We start from the raw sequence: 19,988 nt of genomic DNA on the forward strand, positions 1-19,988 counted from the left end.
GATAGTCTTTTTCAGATTCAATCAATAATTGAACCGCTCTTTCTCTGATTTCAGGGGTATATTTTAATTTGGTCATCGGAACATTCTCTCAGAATACTGAGTCTCCGACAAACCCGGTACGGTTCAATATTGAAAATTCAACCTATTTTTCTATTTCTAAAGAACATAAAAATTCTTTATCAAAACCAATCAATATTAAATCGCACCCTTTTTCCATGGAAAAATTATATCATTTTGAACAGATTTTTTATAAAGATAACCCTCATTTATTGAAAAAGAATTTAGCTGATGAGCCATATTTAATAAATCTATTCATGTTCCATGCAGCAATAAATGATTTTGATGATATGAATGATTTTTTCCAAAATGCGATAAAGAACCTGACACAGAAAAATGATATTGATAATTATGAAAAAGCCAAAAATTTGTATCTTGAATATTTAAATTTAGGTGAAAACAATGAATTTTATGATACCACCTTAATTATGGCGGCAATCGAGCACACAGATATTTCTTTCATCAAAAAAATGAAGCTGAGAAAAATAAATGAACTTGTAGTAGATGAAGTTGAACCACAAACATATTATTTCACTAGATGCTCCCCATTAGGTAAAGCTATTCGCCTAAATCAATATCAGATAATTTCTTATTTACTTGAAAAAGGCGCTTCAACCGAAATCGTGTGTCTTTCTAAATTTAATGAAGAACAATCAGCATTAGCTCTTGCAGAACAATATAAAAATAAAAAAGTTATTAAATTAATTAATTCAACTTTGAAGCCCAAATAGGACTTGTAATGAATTAAGAGATCTTCTTGATATAAAGTCTTTCCAGTTCAAATCAGTGCCATTTAAGGCTATAATTGCTCTAAATTTTTGTATATTTCCCGTTTTTTCATTATGAGCAAACACGATTCTTCGCTTTCAAAAGATCAGTACAACCTACTGAAATCTTTTAAAAAGCAAATTACGAATCCACATTCCTCTACGATTGCTAAACAGCCTGAGCCAACGCCAAAGACTGTTGAACAAGAGCAGGAAGAAGACTTCGCGCTTTTCCAAAAGCAAATGCAAGGTGTTCAAAAAATGAATGCAGGAAATACTGCAAAAATGGAAAAAGTGGGTCGTAAAAAACCTGATGCGCAAACGTTGGCTAAACGTGCTGCTGCAATTGGTCCTATGGAAACAGATGATGCATTACTTTCTGATACGCAAGCGATGCTCAACCCTGTTGCCAGTCAAGCTGCTTTAAGCTATCGCATTGCAACCTTACAACATAAAGTTTTTGAAGATTTAAAAGCTGGTAATCTACGTTGGTTTGAAGCTGTCGACTTACACGGTTGCACTGTTGAAGAAGCCCGTTCTGCCGTGCTGCAAATTATTCAAATGGCGAAAGATGACAATCAAAACGTCATTAAAATTGTGCATGGCAAAGGTCCAGAAGCAATTTTAAAAACTTATGTAAATAGTTGGTTACGTCAACATCGTGATGTATTGGCATTTGTGAGCGCCCCAGAAAAACAAGGCGGCACAGGTGCTGTACTGGTTCTGCTTAAACGTGCAGAAAAGAACCCACAGTTTAAACAATAATCGGATTTAACTCCAAAAGAAGGCATTGTAATAGTTTTCTGCTACAATGCCGTCCTTGTTCAATCTCTCAGTGTAAGTGAACACGTCTTATGTCTATGCAGCAATCCTACGCAAATATCCTAACTGCCGTTGGTGAAGATCTGAATCGCCCAGGTCTTAAAGATACGCCTATGCGTGCTGCTAAAGCTTTTTCATATCTTACTTCTGGTTATAGCCAGACACTTGAAGAAGTGACCAACAATGCGGTTTTCCCATCCGGTAACCGTGAAATGGTCTTAGTTAAGAATATCGAATTCTATTCTTTGTGTGAGCACCATTTATTACCTTTTTATGGTCGTGTACATATTGCTTATCTCCCAGAAGGCAATGTTTTAGGTTTATCAAAATTCGCACGTATTACAGAAATGTTTGCCCGTCGCTTACAAATTCAGGAAAACCTTACTCAGCAGATCGCTGAAGCAGTGGCTGAGGTGACTGGTGCACGTGGTGTTGCTGTGGTTATTGATTCAGCTCACATGTGCATGATGATGCGTGGTGTGGGTAAACAAGAGTCTACAACGCGTACCGTTTCTTTTGTCGGTGACTTCAAAACCAATAAAGAAGAACGCCGTGAATTCTTAAGTGCTGTGCCTGAAAGCTATTAATAGAACATTCAGCGTCAGCTCTTTAAAAAAGCCTCAAACTTTTGAGGCTTTTTTATTTGTGTTTTAATATCGCAAATCGTTTGCTTTGATAGCAAAGCACTATTTTCAGGATGAATCATGTCAGATGTATATATTGCCGGTCAGGGTTTAGCGCAAGCCAAACACAGCATAGACTTCCCTCGCCCAGACCGTTTGGTTCAGGGCAATCCTAAACGTGAAACTGCAAGCCTGTATGTACACCCCAATATGGACTGCGGGATTTGGCAATGTGAAATTGGCGCATGGAATATTGTCTTTGCACCCAATAAACAAGAATTTTTTACAATCCTTGAAGGTTTAGTACGTATTCATGATCAACAAGGTGGATATATCGAGGTTTCCGCTGGCCATGCGGGCATTATTCCCCCATCGTTTCAGGGCAAGTTTGAAGTTGTCGAAGCCGTCAAAAAATACTATGTGGTTGTTGAAGTTTAAATTACGGCACATCTCGCCATTAAACTTCTTTACCCATAAAAAAACTCCCACATAAGGGAGTTTTTTATTCTCAGAATGAATTAGATATACGACAAATGCTTAGTGACTTGGATACAGTTTCGACCATTATTTTTTGCCGCATACAGCGCATGATCTGCTGCATCTAAGAAACGCTGATAATCAGGATGTCCATCATACTGTACACAACCAATGCTTACGGTAAAACTAAATTGCTGACCTTGTGCCGTTCGGATCAAACCCTTTTCAATATATTGGCGAATATTTTCTGCAATTTTCATCGCACGGTTTACACCAGTATCCACCAAGAGTAATAAGAACTCTTCCCCACCAATACGGAATGCATAATCGCTACCTTGACTATAACGCTGTAAGGCTTCGGCAATAAATTTGAGCGCAAGATCACCTGCCGCATGACCAAACTTATCATTGATCATTTTGAAATAATCCGCGTCAAAGGCGAGCAAAGACAACGGCGTTTCATTTTGCCGCGCAAAGGTAATTTCACGTGAAATTATCGTACTGAGATAACGACGGTTTAGGAGTTGAGTCAAAGAATCATTGCCAGACTCAATATATTCAGCCACTTGAAATAGTTGATCAACTAGATGCTGAATTTCACGGTTCAATTCACGAATCTGTTGAATCAACTGTTGCAGCTGATCTTTTTCCGTCATCTGCATCGTTTGCTGGGTTAATTGATCCACTTCATAAATTCTGTCAATAATCAGTTGAACCTGATCTGAACCTGAAAAAGCATATGCCGCTTTATGAATGAACCATAGCCCAAACTCTGATTTTGAAAATAAGGGATGATAAAAACCAACATTGCCCGAAAAGATTTTAAACATCAGTTCATTTTCCCAGTCGAGCAATGAACCCCGTTGTTTATCTTTATGCACGGCCACATCTTGCATCGCTGAAAATAAGCGATAATTGTGTTTTGTTTCTTGGTTTTTTTCCGTATTGATCTCATAAGATCGGCACATAATTTCTGTGCTGAACCCCATAATTTGCACAATATAACTGCACATATGGAGAATATTTTGCGTTTGGTTTAGCTCTAAAATTTCAAATATTTTACGTTCTATTTCACGCACACCACGCATGATGAACCATGACGGAATACCAACACGCGCGTGTACCATTCCAACTTTCTGCTGTCTTTTGACTGAGCTTTCAAATTCACCATTCAGTGCGACATTAAATGTTTCTAATAACCATTTTCTTAAAGTATCGATAAGCCTTTTTTGAATGATATCGTCTTTAAAAAATTCAGCTGACTCTGGCTCACGTGACATTTGTTCATAAAAAACAGTAACTAAATGTTCAACATGCCTTTGGATAAATTGCAATGCTGCAAGATGTTCATTTTCAGTATATTGATCACAAATATCTTTCCAAGCCTGACTTAGACCTGTAATACATTCTTGATTCATTCGGTGACACAAACCACAGCTATTACAAAGCTAGCAATCATACCTTGCTTTACTTACATAAAAAAACAAATTTATTTGATATTTCATATTTTATCTATCTTAAAAATTAATAGAAAAATACATAACTCAATTTCAATTTATTCCAATCTTGATCATCTTGCTGCTGGTATTCATAGCCTAGTCTTAAAGCATTTTGTTGGTTGACGATATATTGTAATTCAGCATCGAGTTTCAGATTCCATTGATGTGTGTCTTCCCAATACGGAAGCTCTGCCTGAACCAAACTATTGAATTTTTCCGACCAAATATTTTGGCAACCCAATGTCGGCCCAAGGCCCACTCGCCATCCATCATCTAGTGACTTGCCGCCCTGCACCTGCATTTGAGACTGCACATAACACAAATGTGTGCGTTCCTGATTGGCCCAGCTATATCCAGATTGAGCTTTTAATTCAGCTACACCATGTTGTTTCGTTTCGCTAAATTGACCTGCATCTACTGACACTTGCTGCCAGCCAAAATTAAAACCCCAGCTTAGCGGTGTTTTAAATGGCGTGATCGGGTTGTAAGAATTGACCGATAAAAAATCAAAATGATTGAGTTTGAGTTGGTCGTCTCGATATTGGATCGAGCCATCCCAAAACATCAACTGCGTACCAATCCGAAAGCCACCTTGCGGATCGATCAAGTCATGATATGCCTGACGATGCCCGAGTTCGATATATTTTTCACCTTGAACTTCACCTACTGCGGCTGAAAAATTTCGCGCATGATGTCCATTGACTGGATCTAGACTTGGCTGCTTAGGTTCAGTCCGTTGTTTGGGTTGTGAAGATTGGCTACGTAAGGCCAAGATTTGACGCAATTTAGGCTGCGTTTCTTCCGCACTCACTTTTCGACCAATCAGCAATAAATACAGATGGTCATACGCCATTTCTAATATTTTCGCTTGCTCTGCTTCATTAAACTGAGCGAGTGCTGTCGACATCATCGCAGGTTCAATTTCAGCGAGCTTATGCGCTTCACGTGCTAAACGATATCCATGTTGCTGCGCTTGTGATAAAAGCTGCGTTTCTAATGCAGGACGATACACCGCTGCTTGAATCAGTTGTTCATCATTGATCGCTTTAATCGTCTCAACGGGAATCGAAGCAACTTTAAATTTCTCGGTTAAATTCAGTGTCGGGCGAACCAAATCCATTAAACCCAATAATCGATATGCACAGTTATCGCTGGCGAAATAATAGGGAAAACTGACATTTTGCATTTCCCAAATATGTTTAACCAAATAACTGGTTTCTTGCTCGGTCAGCGCTAGCTCATATTCCCACAAATCACGACTTTCAAAATCGCCATATTCTTTCACCTTCCGGTAGTACGGCATCAAGGAATATTCACCAGGATATTGCCCTGTTAAGCCTTTCCATGCATAAGACCAGTTATCTTCACCTGCAACTGTCGCTGCATAGTTAATGGCAAAGGACACCAAATTTAGCTCTTTCTGATCTTTCGGATCGAGACGCAACAAGGTATGTCCAAACATAGAACTTGGATTCCCCATAAAGTCTGTGGCGTAAATTAATGTCGCTTTATACGGCTTAATTTTCCCAAACCATTCATCAAACTCAGGGCAACTCACCACAGGTAACTGCTCTGAACGGATGGATAATTCTTGCATCAGCCACTGACTACGCGCAGGGAAACGACAACGAAAGGCTTGATTAGGTTCGGCGGTTTGAAACAGTGCAGCGACATCTGCCTCTAATTCGGCTTGGGCATTTTGACGGCCATTTTCAGCTAGAAAGTAACCTGAAAAAGCAACTTCACTTTGTCCTTTATGATCTGTATACAAGAGTCGTTGCCAACTGATGTGTTCAGACAGTTTTTTTGATTGTGCAAGTTCAATATATCGCTGCACCTCTACGGTTTTAGAGAGGTTTGGATCTACAACTTGCTGAGCATATAAGATGCTCGGAATCATAAAGGTACAAAATAAAGCAATTGATTTCATTCAGTTAAATTCAAATCCATTTTTATATATTTTAGATAATAAAAAACCCTGCCAAGAGACAGGGTTTTGAAAACAACGATTAAACGTATGCTTTAAGTACTTCATCTTTCGCCATTACGTTTTGCAATGAAGCAAGTACTTGTAGAGAAGACTGGTTTTCAGCTGAATAGATTTCAGCAAAATTTGCTTTAGACACAGCAAAGAAACGTGCTTTATCTGTTGATTGGATGTTTAAAAGCTCAGCCAAAACATTCAGGCTCTCACCTTGACCAACTGCCATATCACGAGCAAGTGATTCAGCATTTTCATTGGTAAATGTTACCGCTTGAGCAGTTACTGTACCTGTACCGCTACAACCTAAAGTACCAAAGGTAATACCAAGTAACTGGTTAGTAAAAATACCGTTGGTAGTCGCAGCTAAAATTTTAGGAATTTTACCTGATTGACCAGCCCAAACTTGAGAACCAACACCACAACCTACGTCACGGTCAGCAAAAGCAGCTGTAGAACCTAGTGCAACGACTGCAACTAAAGCTAATTTTTTTAACATAGCACTTCTCCAGGGAATTTTATTCCATTGTTTTTAATTATTAAAACATGTGTAATTTTGATTACACACCTGTAGATTAACTTGATCTTTCAGATAAGGCAAAACATTTTCATCTAAAACTTTTGGCTAAAAATAATACGTTCTTTTTCACTATTTTTTGAGCAACCAAGTACCATTTTCATCACGTTTTCCAAGGATTTTGAGTACTAAAACCAGACTGAGTAATAGCAACAAATACCAAGAACCGAGTTTCCCCCAACCGACCATATGCCATGCATCGACCTGACTTGGATATAACCAAATTTGATAGAAGGTACTGATATTTTCTGCAATCCAAATCAAAAATGCCAAAATCAACAGTACTGGTAACATGGGCAACTGAATCACATGATTTTGTAATTGAAAACTGAGCTTGGTTTTCCAAAAGATCACCACACTCCAAGCAAACAAAAACATACGAATATCTGGCACAAAAAATTTGGTCATAAAATTAAGATATGACAAAACGGCTAAGCACAGCATATTGCCAAAATGCGGTAAGTTACTAAACGATACCTGATATAGACGTAACGAACGTGCAAAGAAACTCCCCACCGCCGAATACATGAAACCTGCAAACAATGGCACGGTCAGCAGTTTGAAAACCGCAGGCTGCGGATATTGCCATGAGGCAATATGTGGATGGGTCAAAAATATTTCCATCCCCATTGCAAGGATATGAAACAGTGCTATGACTTTCGCTTCCGCCCAAGACTCGAGTTTTAAGTAGAGTAAACACACTTGAATAATCAGTGCATAAAACAATAAATAGTCATAACGGAAAAAGCCAAAATATTCCTGACTTCCCATTGCTGCAGTTAATGCAAAAGCGATCAGCAGTAATATCCCAAATAAGGCAGCCGAAGCTGCCTTATAAGAGAACTCAAAACATGATTTTATAATCTTGACCACGGTTGAATCCTAAACCAATTTCCCTAAAGCCTTATAAATACTTGGCACTATATTCGTGTACCGTATCAATAAAAGCTTTTGGATTGGCTGGATCTACCCACTGGGTAATACCATGACCTAAGTTCGCCACATAACCGGTTTTTTCACCGTTGGCATATGCGTCATCTAACATGGCACGCGTCGCTTTCGCAATCGCTTCAGGCGAACCATACAATGTTGCTGGGTCTAAGTTGCCTTGCAATGCTGCACGGCCTGCGACTGTTTGACGTGCTACATTTAATGGCGTAGTCCAATCTAAACCAAAGGCATCTGCACCCGTTGCAATCATTGGCTCTAACCATTGACCACCACCTTTGGTAAACAAAATCACAGGGACTTTGCGTCCATCTTTTTCACGCTGTAAACCTGCCACGATTTTTTGCATGTAGTTCAGTGAAAATTCAATGTATTCACGGTGTGCTAATGCCCCACCCCAACTATCAAAGATTTGTACGGCTTGCGCACCTGCATCAATCTGCGCATTGAGATATTCAGTCACCGCCACAGCCAAACGGTCTAATAAGGCATGCAGCACTTCAGGTTGTGCATACATCATTTGTTTCGTAAAACGAAAATCTTTGCTTGAACCGCCTTCCACCATATAGGTTGCCAATGTCCAAGGACTGCCTGAGAAGCCAATCAAAGGAACTTGTCCGCCCAATGCTGAACGAATCGTAGTCACAGCATTCATGACATAATCTAAGTCAGATTTGGCATTAAACTTAGGTAAATTCAGTACATCTTGTTCAGTACGTACAGTTTTATGAAACTTCGGACCTTCACCAGCTTCAAAATACAGTCCCAAACCCAACGCATCAGGTACAGTCAAAATGTCTGAAAATAAAATGGCTGCGTCTAAGTCATAACGACGCAAAGGTTGTAATGTAACTTCACAAGCAAATTCTGTATTTTTACAAAGGGATAGGAAATCACCTGCTTTGGCACGTGTTTCACGATACTCTGGTAAATAACGGCCAGCCTGACGCATCATCCAAACCGGAGTTGCATCTACCGGTTCACGTAATAAGGCGCGCAAGAAACGATCATTTTTTAAGGTCGTCATTCACTTTCCCAACTTAATTCGATATTGGCATCATCATATCAAAAAGGTTGTAAATATAATAACTTCTCAAGCATTTAAAAACCGATCATGTTGAGTGCCAAAAATGATATTTACACAAAACAACTACTGCATCTCCACTTTTTTTCTGTAATACTTAGCCAGTTTTTAATACACAGTAAATGAATAATTCTTAAGGTTGAATTACATGTTCGTTCGCACCATGCTCGCACTGAGCCTAAGTTGCATATTTGCTGGTACAGCTATTGCCGCATCTACTGCTGAACAACCATTAACGCCAAAAAAAGTGACTAATGTTGCAGTTCAGGATCCCATTGATCCGTTAGCGACTGAAGCTTCATCTGCAACTAGCCAGATTAGCGCTCAAGAACAAGAAGATCTGAACCAAGCATCGCAAACTTTAGACAGCTTGCAACAATCAGAAGATGTTAAAGCCGACATCGGTGCTGCACCTGCTACAGCGACTGCTACAACTCCAACATCAACTTCGCCTGCTGCCAAAGTTGCTTGGGGTTTAAATGACCTAAATAATGCACAGTGGTATGACAATATCGGTAAAGGTCAATTCCCTGTTTATGCACGTGCGCATGTCATGCTCAATAATGCACATGCTTCACCGGGTGCAATTGATGGGACCAGTGGTAAAAATACCCTAAAGGCGATCGCTTCATTCCAACAAATGAATGGGTTGAAACCTACAGGAACGTTAACCAAAGAAACTTGGGATGCACTGATTGCGAAACAAGGTTCTAAACCTGCATTCATTGAATACACGTTGACTGATGCAGACTTGAAAGGTCCTTATGCAGCATCAATTCCACACGACTATGCATTACAAGCAAAAATGAAAGGCTTGTACTACACACGTGTGACTGAAATGTTGGGTGAAAAATTCCACATGGACGAAGACTTTTTGAAAAAGTTGAATCCAAAAGCGACATTTAAAAAAGCTGGTGAAAAAATCTTAGTGGCGAATATTCGTAACGAAGTTCCTGAAGATATTCACTTAATCGTTGCACATAAAGGCGCGAAACAACTTTACTTGTTTAATAGCCGCAACCAAATGATCGGTTCATTCCCGGCAACGATTGGTAGTTCAGATACTCCATCGCCTACAGGTACATACAAAGTCACAGGTGTTGCACCAAACCCTTGGTACAGCTACTCGCCTTCTAACTTTGTTCAAGGCAACAACAGAAAACCATTGTCTTTACCACCTGGTCCAAATGGTCCTGTTGGTAATATCTGGATTGGCTTGAGCAAAAAATCATTCGGTATTCACGGTACACCGAACCCATCTGCTATTTCTAAAACTGCGTCACACGGTTGTATTCGTTTGACCAACTGGGATGCAAATGACTTAGGTAAGAAAGTGAAATCTGGTGTGACTGTTAAATTTTTAGAATAATTTTAGTCATATTTAAAAAGCCTGCTTCGTGCAGGCTTTTTTATCGCTGTGCATTCATGAATTTTAATGTTACTGCGCGCAATTTGACAAAAAAGGAACGATACGCGTTAAGGGCATCCACAAATGTTGGAGACAGCACTTCTTTTAATCAAGAATGGTTTGCAATACTTTGAATAATTAGAAGGTAGTGAACGAATTTTGTCGGTGAGGTGCACTGCACCGCAAGATGTTTCCTTGCGAAGCACGCTTCTTATTTTGCCTATGAGAAACATCGTTTCACAAGACTACCTCTAGCCGAAGGCTATTCCATTAATTTAATCCCTAGATGTAAGACTCCGTCGAATCGGCTTAAAATCATTTTAAACGTGCAAAATATCTTTACGAAAGTAACGTCAGTGAATTAAAAAACTTTATCTCGAATGATCGTTGCAAAAATAGGATGAATTGTCGCTAAAAAACTATATATCCCAATTTAGTTCAATCTTAAAATAGGTACATGTTCAATAATTAAGATAAGGATGAATGCCATGAATGCTTTTTTACATCCAAGTGAAAACCGTGGTCACGTAAAAATGGGCTGGCTTGAGTCTAAACACAGCTTCTCTTTTGGTAACTGGTATGACCCGAAATACATGGGCATTAGTGCGCTTCGTGTAATTAATGATGACTTAATTGCAGCACATGAAGGTTTTGGTCAACACCCACATGACAACATGGAAATTTTGACCTGTGTGTTAAAAGGCACCATTACGCATAAAGACAGTATGGGCAACCATGGTGGCATTTCTGCGGGTGAATGGCAGCTCATGAGCGCAGGTACAGGTGTGCGTCATAGCGAAATGAACCAAGGTGATGAAGATGTGCATTTACTACAAATTTGGATCGTTCCAAATGAACGTGATGCTGAACCGACCTATCAACAAATTAAATGTGATCCACGCGATCAACCCAACCAATGGCATTTAATTGTCGGTCCAAATGACAATGCAGCTATGCATATTCGCCAGCAAGCGGAAGTTAAATCTGCATTTTTGACGAAAGGTCAATCTTTAGATATCCATGCAACGCAGCATATCAACTATATCCATGTTATTTCAGGTTCAGTGCAAATTGCTGAACATAAAGTTGAAGCTGGTGGTGCAATTGCGTTCTTAGAAGATAGCCAAATTGAAGCGCTTGAAGATGCTCAAGTGATTTGGTTTGATTTACCCGAAGTAAAATAATTAAAAGCCCTCAAATGTGAGGGCTTTTTTTATGCAGCTTGGCTCAGGCGTTCACTGCGTTTATACAACCACATCAACACCAAAGTTGGAATGATAAATCCTGCAGCCACCATGATGCCATGTAGGATTGAGGCATAAGGTTCAGCAAGCATGGCCACATGTTTCATTGGAGATGTCAATGGATGGAATCACTTTAAAAGTCTCGAAATCAAGCATTTCGAGATATTCTTAAATGACACTCAGCATCTAATTATCTAGATAAGATTCATCAATCACCAGTGACTTTCTCTTGGTGCGCTTGCACTTTATGTACGACCCCTAGAATCCACCCAGTCAGCCTTAAGCCTCCAAGCGATAAAAATGATTTTGCATAAAGACGCCAAACATAGAAGCAAATAATTGCCGATCTTGTTCAGCTTGAAAAATGCCCCCGAAATAGTCCAGATCTGTGATTAAAATTAAATCGAAGTACGTTGCTTGCTTGGGAGTGACACCCTTTCTTTGGCAATATGCAAAATATGCACTGACATCTTCAAATAAAATCCACCATTCCTGTGGACTTTCAATCTGAATGCCACCTAATGAATGCTGAAGATCAAACATCGCATTGAGCAGATATTGAAAATTTTGCTGTGAACTTTGAAATTGCAATCTCGGATAATCTGTTGTTAGATTTAAATCGATCAGATGTAAATGGACGCTCCGAGCACGCTCTAATCTACGTTTAACTTTTACATATTGTTGATACCGACGTTTATCTTTTACTGTGACCGAAGTTAAGCGAGACAAATCCATATTGTCGTGTAAATCACTGAGTTTTACTTCACACGCTATTGCATTTTTAGCAGTACGCTGCGCCGCTTGAAATCGGTTCTCACCTGTTGTTTTAGTTAGTGCCTGTATTGCGTCGATAATATGGGCTTGAAAACCTAAAGCATGAAGCTCATCCGTCGTTGTCTCTGTATCTTCTAAAATGTCATGTAATACAGCGACGATTTTAGCGTCGGGATGTTGCACATTTTGCATCACACGAAGTGGATGCTGAATATAGGCTTGTCCCGCTTTATCGACTTGTCCGAAATGGCGTTCAGTCGCCAAAGAAATCGCGTTTTCTAAAGTTGAAATATAGAACCTCCCCTTCGTGGTTTTTTTTATTTTGCTCCATCATATTAACCAATGAATATAGATATTAGTAGCTCTAAGCGCGACCTGAACGACACAGATTGACTCGTAAAATGCATATTTTCCAAGACTTTCCATGAGGTAGATCTTTTGCAAATACTTCTATGCCATTCGCGCCAACATTTCCAAAGTAATTTTTTTCACCTCTTCTTTACTTTGCTGAATATGGCTGCGCATTTTCTCCAATGCCGCTGTCACGTTATGTCCAAGGATCAATTGTAAAATCTGTTGATGCTCTGCATAAGTGGCTTCAATTCGATAATCTTTAGAAAAATCTAAACGTCGAATAATACGGATTTTTTCACTCACATCCCGATGCACTTTCGCCATTTCACTATTACCGATTGCCTCAACCAATTGACAGTGAAATGCTTCATCTTGCATCGATAAAGTTTTTAAATCATGCAAAAACTGTTCGGGCTGAATACACCACAAATTCACCAATGTCTGTAAAGCCTGTTTGAGTTGTTCTGTTTCCATTTTGCAGAGCTGCTCAATGGCATAGCATTCCAGCAAAATCCGTAAATCATAGAGTTCTTCATAGGCTTTAAAATTGAGTGGCTTCACCTCCCAACCGCTACGAAAATGCACCCTTACATAGCCATCTTGCTGTAAACGGTATAAAGCCTGCCGTACGGGTGTACGGCTTACTTCATATAATTCAGCAATTTCAGATTCGGTAAAACGTGCGCCCGGTTTGAGCTGGAAATCAAAAATATCGTTTTTTATTTTTTGGAAAACCAGCTCAGACAAGTTGTCTGAGCTTTTCCCAACAATGGTGGTTGTGGTCATGTTTATTCCATATAAACCAGCGGTTCACCGCTATGTACCGTTTGTCCTACACGGCAGATAATCGCTTTCACGATACCATCATCATCGGCATAGACTGGAAGCTCCATTTTCATCGCTTCAATAATGGCTACAGTCTCACCTTTCTTCACAGACTGTCCAGCTTCGACAAAAATTTTCCAAATGTTGCCAGTCATCGACGCATTCAAGGCTGCAAATTGGCTATAGTCGGTATCATCTTGCAGGATTTCCATTTCTGCAGGTACATCGAACTCATCTTTCCAGCGTTCAACTTCAGTTGTAAATGCCTGCTGCTGCTGTGCTTTAAATTCGGCAATACTGTCCTTTTCTGTTTCCAAAAAGGCTTGATAGGCTGCAAAATCAAATTCAGTTTCTTCAATTTTGATTTCCGCCACACCATTGGCAAAGTCAGCACGGAATTGATCCAGTTCAGCTTCGGTTACTTCATAATATTTAATTTGATCAAAGAAGCGTAAGAACCATTGCTGATCGCCAAACTGTTTGTTCTTTTTAAACTTATTCCAAATAGGCAGTGTACGGCCAATCAATTGATAACCGCCTGGTGAGTCCATGCCATAGATACACATGTACATACCGCCAATACCCACAGTGCCTTCTGCGGTAAAAGTACGTGCAGGGTTATATTTCGAGCTGAGTAAACGATGACGCGGATCAATTGGAACGGCACAAGGTGCAGTTAAATACACATCACCCAAACCTAAAATCAGATAATTGGCATCAAAAATGATGTCTTTGACTTGCTCACGGCTGTCTAAGCCATTAATGCGCTGAATGAAATCGACGTTATTTGGCAACCACGGCGCTTTGGCACAGACACTTTCTTGATAACGTTCCACAGCACCTAAAGTGGCCGAGTCCTCAAATGCCATCGGCAAGTGAATAATACGGGATGGAATCTTGATTTGGCTCAAATCTCCCATCTCATTTTCGAGTCCTAATAAGAACTGAATTAAATTCGCTTGGCTGAAACACAATCCATCATATTTAATTTGCAGTGAACGCACACCCGGTGAAAGCTCTAAGATTCCATCAATATTCGCTTCACGAATCAGCTGCATCAGTCGATAAACACGTAAGCGCAATGCCAAATCGAGAACGTTTTCGCCATATTCCAACAAGATATAACTGTCACCTGCCTGACGATAGACCGCTTTTGGCGCATGTGCATCTGCTTCACGCACTGCCAATATCCCTTCAGGCTTGCATTCAAAATTGACCAACGCTGACTTTTCAGGTGCTTGAGCAAAGTTTTGGATATCGGCAATTTGCTGAACTTCCAATGCATTGGCTTGTTCAACACTCATCGGATAGAAACTAATGCTGTCATCTGCCTTAAGTTGACCAATTTTCCAAAGTTCAGCTTTGGCAATCGTCACTGGGCAAACAAAGCCACCGAGGCTTGGGCCATCTTTCGCCAAGATCACAGGGAAATCACCGGTGAAGTTAATCGCCCCAATAGCATATTCACAGTCATGCACATTGGATGGATGCAAACCTGCTTCACCGCCATTTTCACGTGCCCAGCATGGTGTCGGGCCTGTTAGGCGAATACCTAAACGGTTTGAGTTAAAGTGCACATTCCATGTTGAAGCAAAGAATTCTTCAATATATTCAGGTTTAAAGAAATCTGGTGCACCATGCGGACCATACAACACGCCAATTTTCCATTCTTTGCCATAGCTTGGAATACGCTCTGCTGCCAAAGCTTGTGGTGCTGCTGTAGCAATTTCCAGTCCATCTAAAGGCAAGCTTGGATTGACAATTTTAATCATGTCACCTGCACGCAGCACTCGCCCTGCATGACCGCCAAAATTACCCAATGCAAAGGTTGAGCGGCTGCCTAGATATTCAGGTACATTTAGCCCGTTACGGATCGCAAGATACGTACGGCAACCCGACTCAACTTGTCCAAGTACTAATGTTTGCCCTGCTTTGATGCTGATAGGTTGCCAAAAATCGACATTCACACCATCTAGAGTCGCGCTACATGGCGCACCTGCAATGGCTACAATGCTATCGGCATGAAATTTCAGGCTTGGTCCTTGTAAGGTAAACTCAAAGCCTGCTGCCGATTTTGGATTACCCACAACTTGATTGGCCAACTGAAATGCATAATCATCCATTGGGCCTGATGGCGGTACACCAATATCCCAATAGCCCACACGCCCCGGATAATCCTGAATCGTACTTTGTGTACCTGGTTGCAGCACCTCAATCACATTTGGCACATATTTAAAATCATCCAGCAGGCGTGTCCAAATTTGCATATTTTCAAAGCGTGCATCAGACACTACGGTATGCGCATAGTCTAAGTTGGTGCTGATGCCATTCAGGCGGGTTTCAGCCAAGGCTGTTTTTAACTTGGCAATCGCACTGTCTCGGTCTGCAGCATGCACAATAATTTTGGCAATCATCGGGTCAAAATATTGTGAAATTTCAGTCCCTGTAGACACCCAAGTATCCACACGAATATCTTCAGGGAAATACACATCCGTCAACACACCCGGACTTGGCTGGAAGTTTTTCACTGGATCTTCCGCATAAATTCGCACTTCAATGGCAGCGCCATTGGGCTGAATATTGCTGAGTTTTTCCCAATCTAAAGCATCACCTGCCGCCACTTTCAGCATGCATTCAATCAGGTCTAAGCCCGTCACCATTTCAGTGACTGGGTGTTCAACCTGCAAACGGGTATTCACTTCAAGGAAATACACTTCATCACGGGCAGCATCATAGATAAACTCAACCGTACCTGCGCTGCGGTATTTCACCAATTGACCAAGCTCTACAGCAGCACGGTGCAATTTTTGACGGGTTGCTTCTGGTAAGTGCGGTGCAGGTGTTTCCTCAACGACTTTTTGGTTACGGCGCTGCAATGAACAATCGCGCTCCCCAAAGGCAACGACTTGACCTAAACCATCACCAAAAATTTGTACTTCTACGTGACGGGCTTTATCGACAAAACGTTCGAGGAAAACACCTGCATCCTTAAAGAATTGCTCGCCTAGACGCTTTACACTTTCATACGCATCTTTTAATGATTGTTCATCATCACAGCGGGTTAAACCAATTCCGCCACCACCTGCGGTGCTTTTCAGCATGATTGGATAGCCAATCTCTGCAGCAGATGCGAGTGCTTCATCCAAACTTGCCAATAAACCTGTGCCTGGTGTCATGGGTACATTGGCGGCCGCAGCCAATTCACGTGCACGATGCTTCAAACCAAACTCTAAAATTTGTTCAGCCGTTGGCCCCATAAAAGCAATGTTATTTTCCTCACATGCACGGGCAAAGTCGGCACTTTCAGATAAAAAACCATAACCGGGAAATATTGCTTCAGCGCCAGTTTGTTTGGCTGCTTGAATCAATTTTTCAATACTTAAATAAGTTTCTGCAGGTTTAACACCTTCAAGTGAAACCGCTACATCTGCATCTAACACATGCTGTGCATAACGGTCGGTCTCTGAATACACGGCAACAGATTTCACACCTAATTTTTTTAGAGTACGAATCGCACGAACAGCAATTTCACCACGGTTTGCAATTAAAACTGTTTTAAACATGATTATTTCCCCGATTTTTTTAATTTGATTTTGCTGTTGTTGCTTGCAGTGATTGGATATAAGCGCGCCAGCCGCCAAATTCACTGATATTTTTTGCACCGTTTAGGCCATAAGGTTCACAAATAAAGCCTTTCACCCAACGTCCATCGGCAAGCTCGACATTGCCCATACCTAGTGGTGTTGGAATTTCGGCGACAAATTCACCAAAGCGTGCTTTTGGAATATCCCAAAGCTCGACAATAATTTTTTGACCCGCTTCCTGACGCGCTAAACCTGGTTTCGGCGGTACTGTGCCCGGCAGTGCATAGAGGGCGTAATCGGCAGAAGTCGTTGTGGTTTCAACATGCACGGCTTGGCGTGTTGTCAGTTGGAAATTGAGTGGCATACCTGTGAGATGCGCGCCTACAACAGCAACACGAAAATGCTGTGCTGATGGTGCAGAAATGACTGAAGCTGCGTCAGGCAATGTTTTAGCTACTGCACCCAGCGGTAATTGCAGGTGGTTTTGCCATTTTTCTGCAAAGTCTGCTAGAGCCGTATCGTGCCAAGCCGGCGCAATGAATGTGATTCCAAAAGGCAGCCCGTCGGCACGAAAGCCTGTAGGTACAGCGATGGCACTGAGGTCAGCTAAATTAGTAAAGTTGGTATAGGTGCCAAAGTGGCTATTATTTTCAATTGGCGCTTCTGCCATTTCAGCCAGTGTGTGAATGGTTGGCGAACTTGGCACCACTAAAGCATCAAATTGCGCTAAGGTTTGCTGAATGTCTCGAGCCAATTCTTGCTTTAAATATTCGGCGTTATAAGCATCAACCGCAGTGTACTGCTGGCCTTTTTGAATAATTTCTAAAACTGTTGGATCAAAGTCTTGTACCGATGTTTCTAATAAGTCTGCAACTGCAGCAGTACGCTCTGCAACCCATGACCCTTGGTAAAGTTGGCTCGCCAATTGACTAAAAGCACTGAAATCAATTTCAGTTAGTTCTGCCCCTAAGTTTTTTAATTCAATTAATGCTTGCTGAAATGCATCCGCCGATTGAGCATCACCAAAAAATTCTAATTGTTTTGGAATGGCTAACTTTAATTGTGCACTGAACTTTGCAGGCGCTGTAGCAGGATTCACACGTGAATAACTGTCGGTTACATCAAAACCTTCCATAACTTCTGCCACTGCAGTTGCATCAACGACAGTTAAAGCAAAAATTGAAATGCAATCTAAGCTTTTACACGCAGGCAGTAAGCCAGTATTTGAAAAGCGACCTTTGGTCGGCTTTAAGCCAACAATATTATTAAATGCTGCGGGTATACGCCCTGAGCCTGCTGTATCTGTACCGAGCGCAATCGGGACTAAACCGCGCGCCACCACACTGCCTGAACCTGAACTTGAACCACCGCTTACAAAGTCAGAATTAAAAGTATTCGGCACTGCACCAAATGGCGAACGTGTACCGACCAATCCTGTGGCAAATTGATCTAGATTAGTTTTGCCTACAATAATCGCACCCGCTTGTTTTAAGCGTTGCACCACAAAGGCATCTTCAATTTTGATTTCGGTAAATAATTTGAATGCAGCCGTTGACGCAAAGCCCACCACATCAATATTGTCTTTCACTGCAATAGGCACACCAAATAAAGGCAAAGCAGTAGCATTCTCAATTTGTTTTAAAGCTTCAATCTGTGCAGTTAATTGTTCTATCGATACAATGGAAATCCATGCTGAGTCTGCATGATCAAATTGCTCAACCAAGGCATATAAGTCTTCGAGTTGAATTGTGTTATTCGCGTAGCCCGCTTTCCATTCCGCTAAGGTCCAGCCTAAAGTTTTTATTGGGTTCATTGATGTGCTCATTCTTGTATCCAAGTTTGAATACTGTATTGCACACATTATGCCAAAATTAATTTTTTGTTATTTTTCAGTATTTTAACACTAAAACACCAATCGTTTTCCTATTTTATTTAGGCAATACAAAACGATAAGTGTTCTATTAAGTTTCCAAGCTCCACTATTTTGGTGCATGACTTTTATAATCGTGTTTTCAATAGATTCTTTTCATTTAGATGCAGATATAAATACAGTGAACTTTCTATTTTCACTCTTTATAAGCTTTCAATTTAGATGTTTTGTATGACTTTGAACTTAGAATAAAAAGAACTGTGAACCGTACCGGGTTTGTCGGAGACATTTTTATTTAAGTTAGGCCACGTGACCTAACGGGTTAATCTTATCATAGTACATTGCTTCAAACTCAAAAGGCGATACATAACCCAATGCGCTGTGTACACGCTTTTTGTTGAACCAATCTACCCAATTTAATGTCGCAAGTTGTACATCCGCTAAACCTTGCCAGTCTGCTTTTAAATATTCAATCACCTCTGTTTTGTATAACCCATTCACTGTTTCAGCCAAAGCGTTATCGTATGAATCACCGGTCGTACCGACTGATGCTCGTAAATTTGCTGCTTCTAAACGATTGGTATAGCGAATTGAAAGATATTGAACACCTCTATCTGAATGATGAATCACATTCTTAGGCATACCTCGGTCATGCAATGCTTGCTCTAGTGCATCGAGCACCATGTCTGTATTCATACGTGTTGATACTTTCCATCCAACAATCGCTCGTGAGAACACATCAATAATAAAGGCGGTATAGACCCAGCCTGAATGAGTTTGAATATACGTGAAGTCACCGACCCATAGTTGGTTTGGATAATCAGCAGTAAAATTACGTTTCACTAAATCATCCGCTCTTTTTTGATCATCTCGGCTACGGGTGGTGTATTTATTCTTCCCACGCCAAACACCCTGTATACCTAGCTTCTTCATCAAGCGAACCACTGTACAGCGTGCAATAATATAGCCTTCACGTTTCAGTTGTTGCCAAACTTTACGTACACCATATCGACCTGAACTTTCTTTCCAAATTCGTTTAATTTGTTCAGCATGATGCAAATCATGTAGATCTCGCTTTGCTCGATGTTCTGGGT

Annotated in this window: 15 protein-coding genes and 2 pseudogenes; 6 read left to right on the top strand and 11 right to left on the bottom strand. The window is 40.7% G+C overall.

The window, feature by feature from the left end; genetic code table 11:
• Positions 1–68: 68 nt before the first annotated feature.
• The 4 genes from FTU83_RS14695 (at position 69) to FTU83_RS14710 (ending at position 2,707) form a co-directional block, all read left to right on the top strand.
• Positions 69–788 carry a hypothetical protein gene (locus tag FTU83_RS14695; protein ID WP_180107128.1) on the top strand — a complete coding sequence of 240 codons (720 nt, stop codon included), beginning with the start codon at positions 69–71 and terminating at the stop codon, positions 786–788.
• Between the two features lie 111 nt (positions 789–899).
• Positions 900–1,589, top strand: a complete 690-nt coding sequence (locus FTU83_RS14700; RefSeq protein WP_078190270.1) for a Smr/MutS family protein — start codon at positions 900–902, stop codon at positions 1,587–1,589.
• A gap of 95 nt (positions 1,590–1,684) precedes the next feature.
• Complete coding sequence (gene folE / locus FTU83_RS14705) at positions 1,685–2,233, top strand: GTP cyclohydrolase I FolE (protein WP_171525937.1); 549 nt, start codon at positions 1,685–1,687, stop codon at positions 2,231–2,233.
• Between the two features lie 117 nt (positions 2,234–2,350).
• Positions 2,351–2,707 (top strand): cupin domain-containing protein, encoded by a 357-nt coding sequence (locus FTU83_RS14710; RefSeq protein ID WP_180003198.1) that lies wholly within the window; start codon positions 2,351–2,353, stop codon positions 2,705–2,707.
• A gap of 80 nt (positions 2,708–2,787) precedes the next feature.
• Here FTU83_RS14710 and FTU83_RS14715 read toward each other — a convergent pair whose 3' ends face one another.
• The 5 genes from FTU83_RS14715 to hemE all read right to left on the bottom strand — a co-directional run bounded on the left by FTU83_RS14715 (position 2,788) and on the right by hemE (position 8,778).
• Entirely contained in the window at positions 2,788–4,164 is a 1,377-nt protein-coding gene (locus FTU83_RS14715) for a diguanylate cyclase (RefSeq protein WP_168379157.1), read from the bottom strand.
• A gap of 106 nt (positions 4,165–4,270) precedes the next feature.
• Positions 4,271–6,175 carry a DUF4105 domain-containing protein gene (locus FTU83_RS14720; RefSeq protein WP_180107130.1) on the bottom strand — a complete coding sequence of 635 codons (1,905 nt, stop codon included), beginning with the start codon at positions 6,173–6,175 and terminating at the stop codon, positions 4,271–4,273.
• 79 nt (positions 6,176–6,254) lie between these two features.
• Positions 6,255–6,725: a DUF3015 family protein gene (locus FTU83_RS14725; protein WP_180003204.1), complete on the bottom strand. Its 471-nt coding sequence runs from the start codon at positions 6,723–6,725 to the stop codon at positions 6,255–6,257.
• A 150-nt stretch (positions 6,726–6,875) separates the two neighbouring features.
• On the bottom strand, positions 6,876–7,667 hold the full coding sequence (locus tag FTU83_RS14730) for a DUF817 family protein (protein WP_373685377.1): 792 nt from the start codon (positions 7,665–7,667) through the stop codon (positions 6,876–6,878).
• Between the two features lie 40 nt (positions 7,668–7,707).
• On the bottom strand, positions 7,708–8,778 hold the full coding sequence (hemE, locus tag FTU83_RS14735; protein ID WP_078191978.1) for a uroporphyrinogen decarboxylase: 1,071 nt from the start codon (positions 8,776–8,778) through the stop codon (positions 7,708–7,710).
• A gap of 205 nt (positions 8,779–8,983) precedes the next feature.
• Here hemE and FTU83_RS14740 point away from each other — a divergent pair, with 205 nt between their 5' ends.
• Positions 8,984–10,204, top strand: a complete 1,221-nt coding sequence (locus FTU83_RS14740) for a L,D-transpeptidase (RefSeq protein WP_078191979.1) — start codon at positions 8,984–8,986, stop codon at positions 10,202–10,204.
• 527 nt (positions 10,205–10,731) lie between these two features.
• The gene (locus FTU83_RS14745; RefSeq protein WP_078191980.1) at positions 10,732–11,427 is read left to right on the top strand and encodes a pirin-like bicupin family protein; all 696 of its coding nucleotides are present in this window, start codon (positions 10,732–10,734) and stop codon (positions 11,425–11,427) included.
• 29 nt (positions 11,428–11,456) lie between these two features.
• Here the strand turns inward: FTU83_RS14745 and FTU83_RS14750 are convergent, their stop codons facing one another.
• The 6 genes and pseudogenes from FTU83_RS14750 to FTU83_RS14775 form a co-directional block, all read right to left on the bottom strand.
• Complete coding sequence (locus tag FTU83_RS14750; protein WP_180003210.1) at positions 11,457–11,594, bottom strand: hypothetical protein; 138 nt, start codon at positions 11,592–11,594, stop codon at positions 11,457–11,459.
• A 556-nt stretch (positions 11,595–12,150) separates the two neighbouring features.
• A pseudogene (locus FTU83_RS17520) lies at positions 12,151–12,552 on the bottom strand (guanosine-3',5'-bis(diphosphate) 3'-pyrophosphohydrolase); the annotation flags it as partial.
• A gap of 159 nt (positions 12,553–12,711) precedes the next feature.
• A complete protein-coding gene (locus tag FTU83_RS14760; protein WP_180107134.1) occupies positions 12,712–13,401 on the bottom strand; it encodes a GntR family transcriptional regulator in 690 nt (229 codons plus the stop codon).
• Positions 13,402–13,403: 2 nt separating this feature from the next.
• On the bottom strand, positions 13,404–17,003 hold the full coding sequence (gene uca / locus FTU83_RS14765) for an urea carboxylase (RefSeq protein ID WP_180107136.1): 3,600 nt from the start codon (positions 17,001–17,003) through the stop codon (positions 13,404–13,406).
• A gap of 19 nt (positions 17,004–17,022) precedes the next feature.
• Positions 17,023–18,837 carry an allophanate hydrolase gene (atzF, locus tag FTU83_RS14770; RefSeq protein WP_180107141.1) on the bottom strand — a complete coding sequence of 605 codons (1,815 nt, stop codon included), beginning with the start codon at positions 18,835–18,837 and terminating at the stop codon, positions 17,023–17,025.
• A gap of 357 nt (positions 18,838–19,194) precedes the next feature.
• Positions 19,195–19,988: pseudogene (locus FTU83_RS14775) on the bottom strand (IS3-like element ISAba34 family transposase); the annotation flags it as partial.

The sequence above is a fragment of the Acinetobacter sp. YH12152 genome (assembly GCF_013418285.1).
GTDB classification, from domain to species: Bacteria; Pseudomonadota; Gammaproteobacteria; order Pseudomonadales; family Moraxellaceae; genus Acinetobacter; species Acinetobacter amyesii.

Bases quoted from the DNA above. Each gene is read 5' to 3' on its own strand.
- FTU83_RS14760 (WP_180107134.1), bottom strand. From the start codon at position 13,401: ATGACCACAACCACCATTGTTGGGAAAAGCTCAGACAACTTGTCTGAG.
- uca (WP_180107136.1), bottom strand. From the start codon at position 17,003: ATGTTTAAAACAGTTTTAATTGCAAACCGTGGTGAAATTGCTGTTCGT.
- atzF (WP_180107141.1), bottom strand. From the start codon at position 18,837: ATGAACCCAATAAAAACTTTAGGCTGGACCTTAGCGGAATGGAAAGCG.
- FTU83_RS14720 (WP_180107130.1), bottom strand. From the start codon at position 6,175: ATGAAATCAATTGCTTTATTTTGTACCTTTATGATTCCGAGCATCTTA.
- folE (WP_171525937.1), top strand. From the start codon at position 1,685: ATGCAGCAATCCTACGCAAATATCCTAACTGCCGTTGGTGAAGATCTG.
- FTU83_RS14745 (WP_078191980.1), top strand. From the start codon at position 10,732: ATGAATGCTTTTTTACATCCAAGTGAAAACCGTGGTCACGTAAAAATG.
- FTU83_RS14725 (WP_180003204.1), bottom strand. From the start codon at position 6,725: ATGTTAAAAAAATTAGCTTTAGTTGCAGTCGTTGCACTAGGTTCTACA.
- FTU83_RS14750 (WP_180003210.1), bottom strand. From the start codon at position 11,594: ATGAAACATGTGGCCATGCTTGCTGAACCTTATGCCTCAATCCTACAT.
- FTU83_RS14715 (WP_168379157.1), bottom strand. From the start codon at position 4,164: ATGAATCAAGAATGTATTACAGGTCTAAGTCAGGCTTGGAAAGATATT.
- hemE (WP_078191978.1), bottom strand. From the start codon at position 8,778: ATGACGACCTTAAAAAATGATCGTTTCTTGCGCGCCTTATTACGTGAA.
- FTU83_RS14710 (WP_180003198.1), top strand. From the start codon at position 2,351: ATGTCAGATGTATATATTGCCGGTCAGGGTTTAGCGCAAGCCAAACAC.
- FTU83_RS14700 (WP_078190270.1), top strand. From the start codon at position 900: ATGAGCAAACACGATTCTTCGCTTTCAAAAGATCAGTACAACCTACTG.
- FTU83_RS14740 (WP_078191979.1), top strand. From the start codon at position 8,984: ATGTTCGTTCGCACCATGCTCGCACTGAGCCTAAGTTGCATATTTGCT.